This window comes from Leptospiraceae bacterium (assembly GCA_024233835.1).
Lineage (GTDB): Bacteria > Spirochaetota > Leptospiria > Leptospirales > Leptospiraceae > JACKPC01.
Map to the genome: position 1 here is coordinate 840,194 of JACKPC010000002.1, position 15,483 is coordinate 855,676.

General features: G+C 38.0%; 19 protein-coding genes. 1 reads left to right on the forward strand and 18 read right to left on the reverse strand.

What is annotated here, in order from left to right; translation table 11 throughout:
• Positions 1 to 26: 26 nt before the first annotated feature.
• On the forward strand, positions 27 to 557 hold the full coding sequence (locus H7A25_12950) for a hypothetical protein (protein ID MCP5500808.1): 531 nt from the start codon (positions 27 to 29) through the stop codon (positions 555 to 557).
• A gap of 522 nt (positions 558 to 1,079) precedes the next feature.
• Here the strand turns inward: H7A25_12950 and H7A25_12955 are convergent.
• The 18 genes from H7A25_12955 to H7A25_13040 all read right to left on the reverse strand — a co-directional run bounded on the left by H7A25_12955 (position 1,080) and on the right by H7A25_13040 (position 15,483).
• Positions 1,080 to 1,931: a serine/threonine-protein phosphatase gene (locus H7A25_12955; GenBank protein ID MCP5500809.1), complete on the reverse strand. Its 852-nt coding sequence runs from the start codon at positions 1,929 to 1,931 to the stop codon at positions 1,080 to 1,082.
• Positions 1,932 to 2,101: 170 nt separating this feature from the next.
• The gene (locus H7A25_12960; GenBank protein ID MCP5500810.1) at positions 2,102 to 3,415 is read right to left on the reverse strand and encodes a transposase; all 1,314 of its coding nucleotides are present in this window, start codon (positions 3,413 to 3,415) and stop codon (positions 2,102 to 2,104) included.
• A 93-nt stretch (positions 3,416 to 3,508) separates the two neighbouring features.
• Positions 3,509 to 4,390 carry a hypothetical protein gene (locus H7A25_12965; GenBank protein MCP5500811.1) on the reverse strand — a complete coding sequence of 294 codons (882 nt, stop codon included), beginning with the start codon at positions 4,388 to 4,390 and terminating at the stop codon, positions 3,509 to 3,511.
• 71 nt (positions 4,391 to 4,461) lie between these two features.
• Positions 4,462 to 4,782: a hypothetical protein gene (locus H7A25_12970; GenBank protein MCP5500812.1), complete on the reverse strand. Its 321-nt coding sequence runs from the start codon at positions 4,780 to 4,782 to the stop codon at positions 4,462 to 4,464.
• Between the two features lie 74 nt (positions 4,783 to 4,856).
• A complete protein-coding gene (locus H7A25_12975; GenBank protein MCP5500813.1) occupies positions 4,857 to 6,551 on the reverse strand; it encodes a site-2 protease family protein in 1,695 nt (564 codons plus the stop codon).
• A complete protein-coding gene (locus tag H7A25_12980; GenBank protein ID MCP5500814.1) occupies positions 6,551 to 7,705 on the reverse strand; it encodes a 1-deoxy-D-xylulose-5-phosphate reductoisomerase in 1,155 nt (384 codons plus the stop codon). Before H7A25_12980 ends, H7A25_12975 begins: the two co-directional genes overlap by 1 nt.
• A 1-nt stretch (position 7,706) precedes the next feature.
• Complete coding sequence (locus tag H7A25_12985; protein MCP5500815.1) at positions 7,707 to 8,207, reverse strand: hypothetical protein; 501 nt, start codon at positions 8,205 to 8,207, stop codon at positions 7,707 to 7,709.
• A 13-nt stretch (positions 8,208 to 8,220) separates the two neighbouring features.
• Positions 8,221 to 9,135 (reverse strand): phosphatidate cytidylyltransferase, encoded by a 915-nt coding sequence (locus H7A25_12990; GenBank protein MCP5500816.1) that lies wholly within the window; start codon positions 9,133 to 9,135, stop codon positions 8,221 to 8,223.
• A complete protein-coding gene (locus H7A25_12995; GenBank protein ID MCP5500817.1) occupies positions 9,132 to 9,851 on the reverse strand; it encodes an isoprenyl transferase in 720 nt (239 codons plus the stop codon). The genes H7A25_12990 and H7A25_12995 overlap by 4 nt, the downstream gene beginning before the upstream one ends.
• Positions 9,852 to 9,855: 4 nt before the next feature.
• Positions 9,856 to 10,404, reverse strand: coding sequence for a ribosome recycling factor (gene frr / locus H7A25_13000; protein ID MCP5500818.1), 549 nt, complete (start codon positions 10,402 to 10,404; stop codon positions 9,856 to 9,858).
• Positions 10,397 to 11,146, reverse strand: coding sequence for a UMP kinase (locus tag H7A25_13005; protein ID MCP5500819.1), 750 nt, complete (start codon positions 11,144 to 11,146; stop codon positions 10,397 to 10,399). Before H7A25_13005 ends, frr begins: the two co-directional genes overlap by 8 nt.
• 3 nt (positions 11,147 to 11,149) lie before the next feature.
• Positions 11,150 to 11,740, reverse strand: coding sequence for a translation elongation factor Ts (tsf, locus tag H7A25_13010; protein MCP5500820.1), 591 nt, complete (start codon positions 11,738 to 11,740; stop codon positions 11,150 to 11,152).
• Positions 11,741 to 11,757: 17 nt separating this feature from the next.
• On the reverse strand, positions 11,758 to 12,714 hold the full coding sequence (gene rpsB / locus H7A25_13015) for a 30S ribosomal protein S2 (protein MCP5500821.1): 957 nt from the start codon (positions 12,712 to 12,714) through the stop codon (positions 11,758 to 11,760).
• Positions 12,715 to 12,948: a hypothetical protein gene (locus tag H7A25_13020; GenBank protein MCP5500822.1), complete on the reverse strand. Its 234-nt coding sequence runs from the start codon at positions 12,946 to 12,948 to the stop codon at positions 12,715 to 12,717. It lies immediately after the preceding gene.
• 67 nt (positions 12,949 to 13,015) lie between these two features.
• Positions 13,016 to 13,372 carry a polymer-forming cytoskeletal protein gene (locus H7A25_13025; GenBank protein MCP5500823.1) on the reverse strand — a complete coding sequence of 119 codons (357 nt, stop codon included), beginning with the start codon at positions 13,370 to 13,372 and terminating at the stop codon, positions 13,016 to 13,018.
• A 2-nt stretch (positions 13,373 to 13,374) separates the two neighbouring features.
• Positions 13,375 to 13,596: a tetratricopeptide repeat protein gene (locus H7A25_13030; protein ID MCP5500824.1), complete on the reverse strand. Its 222-nt coding sequence runs from the start codon at positions 13,594 to 13,596 to the stop codon at positions 13,375 to 13,377.
• Between the two features lie 144 nt (positions 13,597 to 13,740).
• Complete coding sequence (locus H7A25_13035; GenBank protein MCP5500825.1) at positions 13,741 to 14,907, reverse strand: DUF445 family protein; 1,167 nt, start codon at positions 14,905 to 14,907, stop codon at positions 13,741 to 13,743.
• 3 nt (positions 14,908 to 14,910) lie between these two features.
• Positions 14,911 to 15,483, reverse strand: coding sequence for a hypothetical protein (locus H7A25_13040; protein MCP5500826.1), 573 nt, complete (start codon positions 15,481 to 15,483; stop codon positions 14,911 to 14,913).

A 15,483-nucleotide genomic window follows, 5' to 3' on the forward strand; every position in this document is an offset into this window, starting at 1 on the left:
CTCTTCCCCTGCCCTCAGCCTTTGTGATGCTACTTCTCGTTCTGCCCTGTTTTTCGCTTCTTTTCGCTTACTGGCTTTCCATTCGAGCCCAGTCTACTGCTTTTGTAGAATTTATCCCCGATTCTCCCACTGACATTGAGCATAAGTACCGCTTAGTTATTTATGAGAAAGGAAAGAACCTCAAGCTGGCTCAACTTGTCTCCCTGATTTCCTGCGCTCTCATTCCTTTTGCAATTCTAACCCAGTATACGGAAAGAAGTTTAAACCAGAAACCCGAACTGGCGATTATCTACGAAAAGAATTCGGCTAAGGTCGACATACATTTTTTCGGAAACTATAAATTAGATAAATCGAATAAAGGAATTGAACTAAAAGTTTATGCTGATGGAACGCAAGTGCCCCTCTCGAACTCTGTTTTTCTTCCACCGGGGAAAGGAAGCATTCATAAAGTCACAGTTCCCTTACCGGAAAAAACCAAAATTCTAAAAGCAGAGCTTATCTGGCAGGATACAGAGGAACATTCCCATATTCTAAAGAAAGAACGAAAATTGCTCTGAAGACTTTGAGCATCGACGTTGTAGGAGTCGTACATCGACATTGTAGAGGGAGTACATCGTCGTTGTAGGGGGTCATACATCGTCGTTGTAGGGAGTCGTACATCGACGTTGTAGGGAGTCGTACATCGACGTTGTAGGGAGTCGTACATCGGCGTTGTAGGGGTCGTACATCGACGTTGTAGGGAGTCGTACATCGTCGTTGTAGGGGGAGTACATCGGCGTTGTAGGGAGAGTACATCGGCGTTGCAGGGGGTCGTACATCGGCGTTGCAGGAGTCGTACATCGACGTTGTAGGGGGCTCCTTACATCTTGACTCCGGTCGATGTTCGGAAGTCCGGTCGGGGCTTAGCCTGATATCGGGGGAATAGTATCACCGATGTAGTTCAAGAAACTTTTGGAAGGTGTGCCTATACTTAGCTCATAAGGTGGTATACGAACCGGAAGCTAAAGATTCCATTTTCTTTAACGCTGATGTTCCTCATGAATATTCCAATCCCGGAGTAAAAGAAGTGGGTGAGTAGTTTAGCTATTTCGTATATTCCTATTTTTTGTTTTAGTTTTCACAGGCTTCTTATATTCAATTCGTATCAAGGACACATCATCAATAAAGTTTCCCCTTTCAGAAATGGATCTGATTATCTTTCGTAAGTTCCCTTTTCCTTTTTCTACCGATTTTAAAAAACAAACGGGATCGCTATTTATAGATGATTCCAGACCGAAGGATTCATCTATATCATCCCTACCATCAGAACCCAGCAGAATAACATCCGAGTTTTTAAATTTGAATTTCCTGACGTAAAATGGATTCTCCGACATAAATGTATTGGGGAAACCAATTTTCATTGCCATAGTCTCTTCATTCTCTATGTAACTGGCTTTTCCGTCCCTATATAAAACAGCCCAGGGATGTTCTGCATTCAGATAAAACATAAGCCCGGTATTCTCTTCCACCAAACCCATAGCAACAGAAATTAACATGGAACAATCAAAGCTTTCAAAAATTGCCTGCATTTTTTTTACTGTATCCACCAACCAGAATTTGGGTTGCACCGTATCCGTGTTCATTTCCCGAGTTTGAGTCAGGATAGATTGAAACACCGAACCGAATACCAGACTCCCACCGGCTCCCTGTAGAGACTTACCCATCGCATCACCATTTACAAAAACAATGTATTTTTTCCCCGCAAGGATAATTTCATCCGAAATGGAAATATCTCCTCCTATTCTATGTTTTCGGTTTTTAAACTCAAATTCTTTTTTTTGCATGGTAAAGAAATCCACCCGTACAATAGAGCTATAGGAGTTCTGCTTTGCTAAAGGTTTCACCAGAAGAGATGTTAAGAAATAATCAGCAATTCCCGCTTTAGAGTACAAGGCTTCTTAAAGCCTGTTTTTTAACCCATAACTTACGGGTTTTCTTCGTGGAAAAGAATCTAAAATACTTAGCTTGAATAAAAATTGGTATAAAATCATAGTAAGATTAGTACAAGAAAAAATGACTAAAAGCTCCTTCAGAAAATCTTTCACTGTTTTTTAAAATTGCACTATGATGAATTTTGTCCTATAGAAATATTTGCTTTAAATCCATAAGCAATAGCCTGGAATAGTTGCTCCATAGATGAAAATTCAAATATTTCAAACAAGTTTCTTATCTTTTGCCAGAACAATCTTTTTGCATGAAAAGTTCCAAGTGCTTTTCGAAATAATGCACAGCTTGATTGTTGGATCTGATCTACAAGAAAAGCAAGTATCATAAGAGTTGCAAAGTTATTAGACAAATTCTTACTGCCATGTCCATAATTGTGTTCAAAGTGATAACCCTGATTTTTCAGAGTATTGAAGGTTTCATTTTCTATCTTCCATCGTGCTCTCGCGATTCGCATCAATTCATAAGCATTTTCTTTTGTAATTTCAATATCTGTAACCCAGCTAAAAGCAATCATATGCTCTTTTTTATCAACCTGCTTATACTCAAGAACATTGACTTTGAGTTCTGAAGTCTCATTTAAAGAAATTTGGTTTGTAAAAGAAAAGTAATGAGAAAATCTATCTTTCTCTATACAGAATTGCTCTGTCTTTTTTAATTCCTGTAGCTTATCAAGTTGATTGTAAAGGTGTTTGTGATTTTTTTCTTTTGCACCTATGATAAAGGATAGATTCTTCTCTTTCAGTAATTCAATGTGGGGAGCATTTGAAAACAGAGAATCCTCTACAAATATTGTTTTTAAATGAGGATGCTCTCTTCTAAAATCTTCAATAAATCGTTTAGAGGCGTTTAACTCACAGTCATTTTTTGTTTTCCCATCTTCGTTTGTAATAGGTTCAAACATAAGAGGGATAACTTCTTTCTTATCCGGATGCACAATACAGGCACCATACATCATATGCTGGTAGAGAGTTTCACTTTTCTTATTCTTTACAAGACAGGATTTACAATGAATTTTTCCTGAAGAGAAGAATCCGGTTCCGTCCCCGGAAAGAATATAATAATCATCAAGGACACGATAAGATTCGAGAACCTTGCCACGCTGAAGTTTTGAAAAAAGGTTTTTATATATTTTCCTGAAAGCTCCTGTTGAAACTTCATCAACAATTTCTCTCATTTGAGTGTCAGAGGGTATCTCTTGAATCTTGTATATACTTTGAAGATTTTTATTCTTCACTTTTTCTCTTTCAAACTCAAGAAGTGATGCGTTCTTTTGAGAAAAGATAGCAAAGGCTGACATTAAAGCATCTGTTAGAGAAATCGAAGGATTGACTCTGTGGTCCGGGATTTTAGAAAATTCTTCCCGAATTGTTTGATAAAGTCCATCTGCTGATAAATCTACCCGTGCGTGTAACTCGTTTTTGCCTGACATATAGTCAAAAAGACTATATCCCTGTACAGGTACAAGCGATTTTTGATGAAAAAGTTTACGAAAGCTTTCCCTGCAAACCCAAAAATCTTAGCCTTATCTGTCTATTCCCTGCAAAGCGGGAATTGCTGAGAAATAATCACCATCCTGAGCATACTTTAAGGTTTGAACTTTTCGAAGACTCTTTTTTAATTCTCTGGTTCTTTCCTCTACCTTTTCTTCCAATTTATCCTTTGCCAGTTCTAAGTCTCTTGAATACAGTTCTAATTTCTTATGGATTTCGGAAAATCGTCTTTCAAGGATATAAACTATGCTCATAATAAGAATGAAAAAAGCCCTCGGTCCCAGAAGTATATCATAGGGTAATAAGGAAAAATTTCTCAAGATATCATGTATAGCTGCTAACAGGTTTATTGTAATTGAAAATATAATTATTCTTGCTTCACGATTTCCTTTTAAAGATTCATAGATAAGCATTACGATTCCGAATAGTAAAGATACAAAAGATATAGGGTAAAAGAATAGCATACTTATATAGATAGGTAAGAAGAAAAACATAAGAAGTACAGATATAAAATAGATAATATGTATCCGGAGCAATAAAAGAATAATACGTTTTGTTTTTATAAGCAAATGATAAAGTAGCCAAAAAATCCCTACAGGAATCAGGCTTAAACTACTTATTGCAAGGTATAACCAAAAAGTATCTGAATAAAAAAGCAAATGCTGAATTCCTGTTACCCGACTTGATATATAAAAAAAGCCAGTACTCAATGATAAAATACCGAAAGCAAGATACTCATTCAACTTCCTTCTAAAATACAGGACACTTGAAAAAAGTCCGATAAAAATGTACAGAATACCGAAAAGAAATCTCTCGATATCTCTTTTAATAATCCATTGATTGATATCTTTACCATTGCCAAAAACAATTTCCTCCTTTATTCCAATATAAGAATAACTGGAAGATATTCTCATAAATAAATAATGGTTCGGCATGTTTCTTGGAATAGTAATTTGGTGTATTGGTGAACCTATGTACTCTCCATCTATAGTGCCCTAGTTGTATATTTTTTTTCAACTGTATACACTTCAAAGTTTTGATACACAGTTTGCAGATAAAGTGTGGGATCTCTAAATTTCGCTTTAGGAAGTTTGATTCGAAGGAGGAGATGATAGTTGTCTTTACTTGAAAAAAATTTTTGCTTTTTACCCTTTGCCTTTTTCCATGAAATATTTTCAAAATTCGAAAAACTTATTTCTTTGGGAATCCAGGCATGTTCAATTTCATATTGTAGATCATAAACTGCCACTTCAGAAAAAATAGAAATAAATGGAAATAAAATAAGACATAGTAATAATAATCTCACATGACAGATTTAAGTGATAAATTTAAATCTGTCAATAATTTTAGTATCGAAGCAGTTATAGCTCGCTCAGACTATTACATAAAGCGGGTTATATCATAATAAGATACTAATATACCCAGACCTAATAAGAAAAAGAAACCCAAACGAAAAATAGCATTAATCACTCCGGGGGGTGCAGGTCTTCCGGCAATCGCTTCATAAAGATATAAAACCAGATGTCCTCCATCTGCTACCGGTATAGGTAAAAGATTCATGAACATTAAAGCTATGGATATTTTCGCTACAAAATCAAGATAGGTTTGCCAGCCATACTCAAGGCTCATACCGGCAACCTGAACTATTCCGATTGGTCCGGATAAATTGTCTTTGGGAGAGAGTAAACCGGTTAAGAGCATCTTAATTCCGATAAAAGAAGTGTTTACAATTTTATATACTTTTTCAGTAGAAATTTTGATAGCCTGGAAAACTCCCACATCTTGTTGATTCACTTCCGGTTCAAACTTCATACCGGGTCGAAAGCCCAAAAGCCCTATAGGTTTTATTTTCACAGAAGCTGTATATTCCAGATCTCCAACTTTCATTTTCAAAACGGATTCGGATTCTTTCTCCTTTATAAATTCAGTTAACTCATCAAAGGTTTTAAAAGACTTACCTTCTATCTTTAAGTTTAGAAGAGTCTTCTTAATAGAAGGATCATAACTCGGAATAGAAAAAGAAGGAACCGAAAGAGAGGAATATTTTGCATCGGTTATTTCTGAAAACTCTAATATAGTAGCTTTTCGAACCGGCACTTTCACTTCCACAAGCTCAGTAGACCAGGGTGTAAGAAGAGGGTAAAGCTTTCTTTCAACTTTTATCTTGACCTCCTGATTCTGGTATTTGCCTAAAACTTTTTGTAATTCACCTACTGTCTGAATAGGTTCACCTTCAACTTCTAATATAACATCCCCATCATTCAGATAAGCTATCGCCATTGTTCTTTGTTTGGGTTTCTTTTTACTCCTATGAGTAGGAACCGTTTTGTTTTGGATTTCCAACAGCTTTTTATCTGCTTTTAATTGTTCTTCCCTCGGTTTAAAAGTATTCTTTAGCCAGTATTGAAATTGTTCAGAATACTTAAAAGTAACCACCACATTTCTTTTTCCAGCCGGTTGGATACCGATAGTAGGCCTTCCTCCTGCCGAATAAACATCCGGATTAACCTTGAGTTCCTTTACTTCCATCCCCCTGCGGTATTTTATGAGTAAAGGCTCTCCAGCAGAAAGACCTATGTGAGTAAAGATTTCCTCAAAGTCTTTTGTTTCATTTCCATTAACCGATAATATAACATCTCCGCTGCGAAGACCTGCTTTATAAGCTCTCGAGTAATCATGATCAGAAGGATCGATAAATATTTTATTTCCGGCCGAATTATCTCCGGTTAAGGCCAGCACAAAAAAGATAAGAAAGCCCATAATCAAATTAAAAAGAGGACCTCCGATAACCGGAACCATTCTTTTCAGGGGAGGAGTAGATAAAAGTTCGCCCTTCTGTCCTTTTAAACGCCTCGAATAATTATCCCCTTTAAACATGACATATCCACCAATAGGAATACCGGTTATTTGGTAGATAGTTCCCCCTACCCTTTTTTTCCAGATCCCTTTTCCATAACCAATTGAAAATATTCTTGCTTTTACACCTACGAGCATTCCGCAAAGAAGGTGTCCGAGTTCATGTATAAAAATACAGACCCCTAACATCAAAACTGAACCTAAAATAATTAGAAGCATTATAATACTCCCTTTATGAACTTTCTCACAATTTGCCTTGCCTTTTTATCGGCTTCGATATAAGACTCCAAATCTTCCGGGAAGTTTACCGGAATCGTTTCCAGAGCCCTTTCAATAAGTTTTGGAATCATAGTAAAAGAAATTTGTTTTTCAATAAACCACTGCACGGCTTCTTCGTTAGCAGCATTGAATATAGCCGGAGCTGTTCCCCCATTTTTCCCTGCCTGGTAGGCTAACTTTAGTCCCGGATACCTTTCGGATTCAGGAGCCCAGAAGCGTAAATTCTTCCAGCTAAAGGCTTTACTTTCTATTAGACGCTTCGGAGTTTCGGATGGATAAAAAAGTGCATGGGCTACAGGGAATATCATATCCGGATAGGAAGCATATAAGATGGAAGCTCCATCTTTTGTTTCGATTAAACCATGCACAATGCTTTCCGGATGAACGACTACTTCAATTTTATCATAATCTAAATCGAATAAATAATGGGCTTCAATAACTTCCAAACCCTTGTTAATCATTCCCGCCGAATCAATCGTGATTTTCGGGCCCATCTTCCAGGTAGGATGTTGTAAAGCATCTTCTAATGTAATTGATGAAAACTTGTCGAGGGCTAATTCACGGAATGGGCCACCGGAAGCCGTAAGTGTAATAGAATGAATAAAATCAGGACTTCGACCTTCTAAAAGTTGAAACAGGGCATTATGTTCAGAATCAACGGGAATCAAAGAACTCTTCGAGGTTTTTAGAAGCTTTTTTATGTAAGGACCGGAGGTTACCAGAGTTTCCTTATTGGCTATTGCAATTTTCTTTCCGGCACGAATCGCTGCTACTGTAGGTAATAGGCCTGCACTTCCCACAATGGCAGTCAGAACCACATCCACATCGGGCTCCGATACAATAGTCTCTAAAAAGGAACTTCCGTAGAGTATTTCAGTTTTTCCTAATTTACTACCCAGAATAGTTCTATCAACAGAATCTGAGGAAACAACCAAAAATCTGGGAGAAAATTCTTCAATGATACTTTTTGCAGTATCAATACCTGAATGCACACTGAAAGAATGAAGTTCAAAGAATTCCGAAAATTTTCGAATAATTTTCAGACTGGAACTTCCGACAGAACCGGAAGCTCCGAGTAAACATATCTTTTTCATCCTAATTGGAAATGCCTTTACCTTCCGGATCTTTTTCCTTTAAAAAAGAAAGAACCTCTTTAGAGGCCATACTTCCACCTATACTGGCTTCCTGGTAAGCATTTACCGAATAATGTTTGAGCTTATCTTTTAATATTCCGAGTAAACCTGTATCCATCTCTACAGCATGGTTCTCCCCTTCCTTATAGGTAAAGGCAAGCCGCTTTTCATATAAAGATTGTTTTTCCAGTAAAAGAGAGGGTTTATTCACAGAAACGGTAAATTCAACTGAATAGACCCCGTCTTTTTTCTCTTTCTTGTAGTTTTTCAGCCATACTGCATAATCCTCATCTACACTAAAGAGGGTATGTCCGGCTGCTTTCAAGAAAAAGGCAGTTCCTATTTTTAAAGGTAAAAGATCGGTCTTCTCTCCTATATGCGTTTTCATATCAAACACATAGGCATTGAGAGGAAAATAAAGAATCGGGAATATAAGAAAAATAGTAAAAAGAAATTTTAGCACAAGCTCATCCTCCTTAAATGGGATTTCCGAGAACTTCTTTCAGTTTTAGATAGAAGTAAAAAATGGGTATCGTAAAGAGCATGGCATCAATCACATCCAGAGAACCACCATGACCCGGAATAACGGAAGAAGAGTCTTTCACTTTCGCATCTCTTTTCATAGCAGACTCAGATAAATCTCCCATTACGGAAATAAAAGCAAAAATTGGAGCCAGAATGGCTGATTCTACATATCCTACAGGAGCTTCTACACCGGTAATCGCTAACCAGATATATTTCAAAGCCAGAACATAAAGAACCGCTGAAATCACTCCCATTACATAACCTTCCCAGGTTTTCTTGGGAGATACTTTCAAACCGGCAGGATGCTTACCGAGCCAGCGTCCTCCGAAGTAAGCACCTGTATCGGTAATCATAGTTAAACCGGCAATAAACCAGATATAAAAAATCCCATTCTTCAAACTAAGAGTTAGCATAAAATGGCCAAGAGGAACCGCAAGGTATAATACACCTAAAACACTTGAGGCCACTGTAAAAATGGCACCCTCGAGAGGTCTGAGAATCACCTGCATAGAAAAAACAACCACGAAAAATAAGAAAATAGCCGGAACCACTAAGTCATAACCGGCACCAAAATAGCCGGCGATAGTTTTTAAAAAACCGGAAACTTCCACAAAGGGTTGCTGATTTAAAAAACGTAAATAATACAAAGTAAAGATAAGAAAAGCGAAGAAATACCCGGTTAAACGAAAAGGTTTCCCCTCAAGCCCTCTATCCGAAAAGCCATAAAACTCTGAAACACCCAAAAAAAGTGTAATGAGACCTAAAGCGTACAGAGGTAAATAATCCATACCCTTATAGGTGATACAAAAGACTAAAATAGGTAATAATATTACCGCCGAAAGGATTCTATTAAATGTTTCTTTCATACAAGCCCACCATATTTTCTTACTCTACCCGAATACCAGTTCAGGGCATCCAATAGATTTTCCTTATTAAAATCCGGCCAGAGCGTTTCTGTAAAATACAATTCAGCATAAGCAGATTGCCACAACAAAAAATTTGAAAGTCTTCTTTCTCCGGCGGTACGAATTAAAAGATCTACAGGTGGGAGCGGATAAGTATATAAATGCTTTTCCAAATCAGAAGGCTTTACCTTAGAATCGAGGGTTTTACCTTTCTTTTTTCGTTCATCTAAAAGTCGATTAAAGGCGGTACAGATTTCATCCATAGAACCATAATTCAAACAAAAGTTCAGGTGTAAGGCAGTATTATGGGATGTCTTCTCAATCGCGGTGTCAATTCGTTTCAGGCTTATGGAAGGAACTCTTTTTCGAGAGCCTGAGTGATGCACCCGGACATTTTTCTCAATGAGTCGATCAAGCTTCTTATCCACAAACTCATCTAATAATTTAAAAATTGAAGTAATTTCAGAAGGTGGCCTTCTCCAATTTTCAGTAGAAAAAGCGTATAAAGAAATATTTCTCAGGCCCAGCTCTAAGGAAACATCCAGAAGACGATCTATTGCGTTAGAACCTTCTCTATGCCCATCTTTTCGTTCCAGCCCCCTCTGCTTAGCCCAGCGGCCATTTCCATCCATGATAATGGCCACATGGCCAGGTAGTTTATCCGGACTAAAACTCAAAGCTTTATACGGTGGTAATTTCTTTTTCTTTTTCTTCGGTTAAAGAAGCAATTTGAGCGATATAAGAATCGGTTATTTTCTGAATCCTATCAGAAACATTTTTAGACTCATCCTGAGACATATCCGTTTGTTTCTTCAAAGCATCCATCATTTCCCTTCTAATATTACGAACTGCTACTTTTTTTTCTTCCGACTTTTGTTTTACAATCTTCGCCAATTCTTTACGTCTATCTCCTGTTAATTCAGGTAAGATAATACGAATCGCTACACCATCATTGGTTGGAGTCAAACCGAGGCTGGAAGCAAGGATAGCTTTTTCAACATTTTTCATAGAAGATTTATCGAAAGGACTGATCATAATCATCCGGGGTTCAGGTGCAGAAATTGTAGCTAATTGCATCAGGGGAGTCATAGCTCCATAATAATCCACCCTTATATCTTCAACCATAGCCGGATTGGCTTTTCCGGTACGAATTTGAATAAAATCCTTCTTCAGTACCTCAATGGTCTTTTCCATTTTTTGTTCAAAGGGAGAAATAAATTCGTCACTCATCGATTACTACCTCAACAGAATTTGATATTAAAGTACCAACTTCCTTTCCTTCTATAAGATTGTTTAAGTTACCCTGCTTAAAGATATCAAACACAATGACAGGGAGGTTATTTTCCATACAAAGACTCAAAGCAGTTTGATCCATAACTTTAAGTCTTCGGGTAATGGATTCCTGAAAAGAAAGTGTAGAATAGCGTCTGGCATCAGGAACCTTTTTCGGATCATCCGTATAAACTCCATCAACCTTGGTGGCTTTCAAAATCACTTCACAGCCAACTTCAATTGCCCTGAGGCTGGCTGAAGTATCAGTTGTAAAATAAGGGCTGCCGATTCCACCTGCAAAAATGACAACCCTCTTTTTCTCAAGGTGTCTTACAGCTCTTCGTCGAATATACGGCTCGGCAGTAGAATTAACTTCAATGGCCGATTGAACCCTTGTATAAAGACCTAATTTTTCACAGGCGTCCTGTAAAGCAAGGGCATTAATAATAGTAGCCAGCATACCCATGTAGTCTGCTGTAGCTCTTTCAATACCCTTTGTTACTCCTGTAGTTCCACGAAAAATATTTCCACCACCTACTACAATGGCGATTTCTTTTCCTTTTCCGTGAATATTCTGAATTTCTTTTGCAAGGGCGAGAACTTTTTCTCCATCTATCCCAAACTCCCCTTCCGCCGGAGCAAGAGCTTCGCCCGATAGCTTAATCAGAATTCTATTATATGTCTTTCTCTCTTTCGACAAGGTTTATGCACCAATCTGGTAGCGGCAAAACTTTCCTATTGTAATATTTTCTCCGAATTTTGCAATAGCTTCTTTCAGAACATCAGTAATAGTTTTTTTATTATCTTTGATATATTGTTGCTCGAGAAGACAAACTTCAGAATAAAGCTTTTCAAGTTTTCCCGGAATAATTTTATCCAGAACGGCTTCCGGTTTTCCCTCTTCCACTAATTGAGCTCTTAATATCTGAGATTCCTTATCCAGAACTTCCTTTGGAACGTCTTCTTTTGCCAGGTATTCAGGGGAAGCAGCAGCTATCTGCATACAGAGGTCCTTTCCAAGAGCCTCAAATTCCTCATTCTTTGCTACGAAGTCGGTTTCACAGTTAAGTTCGAGCAAAACTCCGATCTTACCATTCATATGGATGTAGGCGATAACTTTGCCTTCTTTCGTAGCTCTGTCAGCTTTCTTTGCTGCTTTTGCCAGGCCTTTTTCTCTTAAAAAGGTTATCGCCTTTTCAATGTCACCATCGTTATCTAACAGAGCTTTTTTACAGTCCAGTAAGCCTGCACCCGTTCTTTCCCTTAGAGCCTTTATCTGGTCAGTAGATACCAAATCATTCCCTCGCTAAATTATTCTTGTTTTGCAGCTTCTTCTGGTTTTACTTCTTCTTCAGAATCAGCTTTCTTTGCAGATAAATTATCTGCCGTACTGGTACTAATCAGTATTTTCTCACCTTTTTCATTAGTTTCCCCCACATCAGATGATGTATACTCATCACTATATGTGGTGTCTTCATCCATAATGAAACGGCCTTCTTCGTCGTATTCTCCCCTGTAGTCCATACTATTGGTAAGAGCATCCACATCAAATTCATCGCTGAATTTAGGTTGAACTACCTGACCACCGGTTCCTTCGATAATGGCATTAGCCATTGTTTCCAGAAAAAGACTGATAGCACGAATGGCATCATCATTTCCGGGTATAGCATAATCAATTAGCTCAGGGTCACAGTTTGTATCGATCACTGCAAATACGGTTAATCCCAGAGTTTTGGCTTCCTTGACAGCTATTTCTTCTTTTTTAGGGTCTATTACAAAGAGAATGTCCGGCAAACTATTCATATCTTTAATTCCGCCGAGGTTCTTTCTGAGTTTATCAAGTTCTCTTTGCAAACCTAATTGCTCTTTCTTTGTACGGGCCTCAGTTTCAAAAGTATTGTTTTGCTCCATAGACTCTAATTTCTTAAGTCTGGCAATACTCTTTTTAACCGTATTCCAGTTTGTAAGGGTTCCACCCAACCAGCGGTTTGATACGTAGAACATGTTGCATCTCTGGGCCTCTCTCTCGATAGCTCCCCTTGCCTGTTTCTTAGTTCCGACAAAGAGAACCTTCTTACCCTGAGAAGTCAGGTGTTTTAGCGCATCATACGCTTCTTTTGTTTTCTGTACAGTTTTCTGCAAGTCTATAATATGTATTCCGTTTCTTGCGGTGAATACATAAGGGGACATCTTTGGATTCCACCTGCGAGTTTGGTGTCCAAAGTGAACTCCGGCTTCCAGTAAACTTTTCATCGAAATTACAGACATTCAATACCTCTTTTTGAATGTGATATAACTGACTAACAGTAGGCCAATGATGCTTCCTGCATTCAATTGTATCTCTAGTTTTATAATATATAACTCTAAATAAACCGGTTCAGGTAGAAGGTTTACTGAAAAAAACGATTTTCCGAGGAACCTGTCCAGAAGAATACCCAACACTGCACCGATTAAAAGTCCCATAAAGAGAATAAACAGGGTCTCCCCTATAGAACGCTTCACAGAACAAGTTTCAAATACCTGAAAATAACCAGTAAATAAATAAAATACCTCAAGTCAATATTTTTATTCAGGTGTCGTAAATCATCTCACAATTCCCATCAAAAACAACTCCATCAGCAATTTGTAATTTTGCTGTCTTGATATTTCCGATGACTTTTCCGGTAGATAACATTTCCAGTCTTTCGGTAGCAATCACATTTCCGGTTACATGCCCCCCCACAATTACAGTATGGGCTTTGATATTGGCCCGTACTACAGCACCTTCACTGATTAATAAATAACCATCAGAAATAATTTCTCCCGAAAATTCTCCCGAAATCTGAAGAGGTTTTTTAAAGGTTAAAACACCGTTAAAACTGGTGTGTTTCCCTAAAGTTGTGGAGATAGTTCCGTGTTCTGTTACGATATTTGCTTTTTTACTCATAATTACTTCGTTTTCATTACGTAAACTCCATCCCAGTCTTCCGGGGGAGGTTCCTGTATATATTCCTTACATCGTTCTATGTAAACTTTAGAAGGCCCATCATCCGGGCGAATGGAAGCAGCTTTTTGAAATGCTTGCAGAGCTTTGTCAAAATTCCTCATTTTATACTGAGTAAGACCCTCATTATAAGCTTCCAATACCTGCTTCATTTCATTTGATATCATATAATTACCTGTAAACAGTTAAATTTTGACGATTTTTTGTTTCACCGTTTTTTTCAAGAAATATTTCTTTAGCCTTTATCTGCCTGTTCTATAAGCCCTCATTTTTTCCGAGAGCCGCGACCCTCCAGAGTTTTTTTACGAAATTCAAGAAAAATATAACATATAGACAGCCTGTAAGCCACCTGTAACGGCCCCCAGGACCGAACCAATAAGAATTAGAATGTATTCATCTTCCTGGAAAGCAGAGCGAAGGATAGGCTCGAATTCTTCCGGGGGCAAGGCTTTCATCCGAGAAAACATATTTTTCTCGATAGACATAGCCCTCTCCATGTATTTTTCCAGTTGGTTTGAAGCTTTTTTTAGAGACTCTACTACTTCCTCCTGGAGTTCTTTAAATTCCCTACCCTCTGCCGGAGTTTCTTTTAAAATTTCTCCACTTACTTTGAGGATTGTTTCTATCAATTTCCTGGCAACTCGTTTATATAAAACTTCTTCCATTACATTGGAACCGGTTAGAATCTTTGTAGCAAAAAGCTGGGAATATTTCTTCGAGACTTCTTCCTGTCTCTTTAAGAATAAACCCTGGTAAGCAAAAAAACCAAATCTCTTTTCATTAAGAGGACGAAAAATCATAGTAAGAGCCAGCCAGTTCGTTATAAAGCCCACAAAGACACCCTGAAGAGGTAAAGTCCACCACTGAGGATAAACCAACCACAGAAGTGCCTGCATACCACCCAGTATAGCTCCGAATACAAATCCACTTTTTTCGATAAAAGAAAACTCTTTAGAACCCACTTCTTCAAAGATCTCAACAATCTGCTCGACATTGGGGCCGGTTAGCTTACGAAGAACCAGAGAACGAAAATTGAATACACCGGAAGGGTTTTCCTTTATTTTCTGGCTAATTTCTTTTACCGCATGAGAGGAACGAAGCTTCACTTCCGCAATAATCAGATCTTCCTGTTCTTTTAAAGTATCCATCTGAGAAGGAAAAACTTCATGTAATAATTCATCACATATTTGTGGAATCATCGCATCTACTATGGGCTGAAAGTCCTTTTCCATAAGCTCCGGATCTACCTTTGCAAAAAACTCCTCAAGACGAATCAGCTTTTCGGTCATTATCTTTATCGATTTTAGTGCAAGATTCGGAGCCTTCCTGGGAACAATTCCCTGCCAGCCCAGATAAGGTGGAATACCCACAAATTTGAGAGGATAAAAGGTCATGCGAAGCGCTAAGACATTGGTTACCCAACCGATGAAGCCATAGGTAAAAGGCATTAAGAGAATTCCGAGGGTATCAGCGTTCATAAATCACAAAATGTTGAGAAGCCGCTTCAATGAATGCTCACGACTGGAAGAATGGATACTTAAAGCATTATATATATTTAAATTTATTTTTCCTAATAACCGGGAAAGTTTATTATCCGGTAAAAAAACACAGATATCGAGGATTTTTAAGGGCTTCTTTTCAAAAACATAATACAGAATATCAGCAGCCTTTCTGTCTTCCATAGCCAGCAAGGTCTTTGCGGCTAATTCATCCTGCATGTAAATGAGGGTCTCTCCTAAATAATCCAGAGAAAGACCTGAAGCAATGCGCAGCACTTCTTTGATTTCCAATACCCTGGTGATTCTTGCAGCAACAGATGGTTCTATGTAGGACTTTATCAGGGAATAGAGTAAAAAGCCGGGTATAAATTTTATCGTGACACCTGTCATTTCAAAAGCCTTATCAACCCCTGCCGTCTGCAAGTAAATAATCTGGTCAACGAGCTTCCGAATTTCTCCAAGAGTATCTTCCGAAAGACCGGTAAGAGTCTCCGGCAGATTGTCTCCTAATAGAGACTCAAGATATGCGATGCTGGTATCCTTTTCCGTTTCCAT

Coding starts and splice junctions, on each gene's coding strand:
- H7A25_12950 (MCP5500808.1), top strand. CDS start 27: ATGCTACTTCTCGTTCTGCCCTGTTTTTCGCTTCTTTTCGCTTACTGG.
- H7A25_12960 (MCP5500810.1), bottom strand. CDS start 3,415: ATGTCAGGCAAAAACGAGTTACACGCACGGGTAGATTTATCAGCAGAT.
- H7A25_12965 (MCP5500811.1), bottom strand. CDS start 4,390: ATGAGAATATCTTCCAGTTATTCTTATATTGGAATAAAGGAGGAAATT.
- H7A25_12975 (MCP5500813.1), bottom strand. CDS start 6,551: ATGCTTCTAATTATTTTAGGTTCAGTTTTGATGTTAGGGGTCTGTATT.
- H7A25_12980 (MCP5500814.1), bottom strand. CDS start 7,705: ATGAAAAAGATATGTTTACTCGGAGCTTCCGGTTCTGTCGGAAGTTCC.
- H7A25_12990 (MCP5500816.1), bottom strand. CDS start 9,135: ATGAAAGAAACATTTAATAGAATCCTTTCGGCGGTAATATTATTACCT.
- frr (MCP5500818.1), bottom strand. CDS start 10,404: ATGAGTGACGAATTTATTTCTCCCTTTGAACAAAAAATGGAAAAGACC.
- rpsB (MCP5500821.1), bottom strand. CDS start 12,714: ATGTCTGTAATTTCGATGAAAAGTTTACTGGAAGCCGGAGTTCACTTT.
- H7A25_13025 (MCP5500823.1), bottom strand. CDS start 13,372: ATGAGTAAAAAAGCAAATATCGTAACAGAACACGGAACTATCTCCACA.
- H7A25_13030 (MCP5500824.1), bottom strand. CDS start 13,596: ATGATATCAAATGAAATGAAGCAGGTATTGGAAGCTTATAATGAGGGT.
- H7A25_13035 (MCP5500825.1), bottom strand. CDS start 14,907: ATGAACGCTGATACCCTCGGAATTCTCTTAATGCCTTTTACCTATGGC.
- H7A25_13040 (MCP5500826.1), bottom strand. CDS start 15,483: ATGGAAACGGAAAAGGATACCAGCATCGCATATCTTGAGTCTCTATTA.